This is a genomic window from Bradyrhizobium valentinum, assembly GCF_001440405.1.
GTDB lineage: Bacteria > Pseudomonadota > Alphaproteobacteria > Rhizobiales > Xanthobacteraceae > Bradyrhizobium > Bradyrhizobium valentinum.
This window is the reverse complement of the sequence record NZ_LLXX01000035.1, coordinates 1-1,125: the sequence shown is the minus strand read 5'-3', so window position 1 is coordinate 1,125 and position 1,125 is coordinate 1. Positions and strand designations below refer to the sequence as shown.

At 58.6% G+C, this 1,125-nt stretch carries 1 protein-coding gene; it reads left to right on the top strand.

Features of this window, described 5'->3' with window-relative positions; translation table 11 throughout:
• Positions 1-46 precede the first annotated feature (46 nt).
• Positions 47-1,111 (top strand): IS630 family transposase, encoded by a 1,065-nt coding sequence (locus CP49_RS06835; RefSeq protein WP_057849535.1) that lies wholly within the window; start codon positions 47-49, stop codon positions 1,109-1,111.
• Positions 1,112-1,125: the final 14 nt, after the last annotated feature.

Here is a 1,125-nt window from a genome sequence, read left to right as displayed (position 1 = left end):
CTAGTACCCACTTTCCTTGGATCGTGAGTCGTGATTCAAGATATGGATGATACCCGAAGCAAGAGAAGTTCGCCTTTCGAGGAAAGATCGCAAGGTGCTTGAGGCGTGTTGCCGCTCGCCGGTGACCTTGCAGCGCGATTTGAAGCGGGCGCGGATAGTTCTGTTGGCGGCGGACGGGCGCAGCACCCGGTCGATCGCCAAGGAAGTTGGGGTCCAGCCACGGATTGTCAGCCTTTGGCGGCATCGCTATGCCGACCATGGCCTTGAAGGGCTGAAAGACAAGCCGCGGCCTGGCAAGCAGCCGATTTATACGAAGAGGACCGACAAGCGGATTCTGAAGCTGCTGGATAAACCGCCGCCGCAAGGGTTTGCGCGCTGGACCGGCCCTCTGCTGGCGGAGGCGCTGGGCGATGTTGACGTCCAATATGTCTGGCGGTTCCTGCGCAGCCACAAGATTGACCTCGCGACTCGCAAGTCCTGGTGCGAGAGCACCGACCCGAACTTTACGGCCAAAGCCGCCGATGTTGTTGGCCTCTACGTCGCCCCGCCCGCGAAGGCCATTGTGCTATGCGTGGACGAGAAGCCCTCGATCCAGGCTTTGGAGCGAGCGCAGGGCTATCTGAAGTTGCCCAATGGCCGCGCCTTGACCGGCCAGAGCCACGATTACAAGCGGCATGGCACCACAACATTGTTTGCGGCGCTCGAAGTCGCCACCGGAAAGATCATCGCGGCGCACTCAAAACGGCGGCGTCGCGTCGAGTTCCTCGACTTCATGAACAGCGTCATCGCGGCCTTTCCGGGCCGAAAGCTTCACGTCATCCTCGACAACCTCAACACCCACAAGAAAAACGAACATTGGCTCAAGGCCCACCCCAACGTGCAATTTCATTTCACCCCGACAAGTGCATCCTGGCTCAATCAGGTCGAGGTATGGTTTTCGATCTTGCAGGGGCAGTCGCTTAGCGGCACCTCCTTCACAAGCCTCAAACAGCTTCAGGAACACATCGATGCCTACGTCAACGCGTACAACGACAAAGCCGAGCCCTTCGTCTGGACCAAGAAAAAGGTCCGTCAACGCCGTTTCAAAGGCCGCCGTATCACTCAGCTCTGATTCCGGGTACTAGT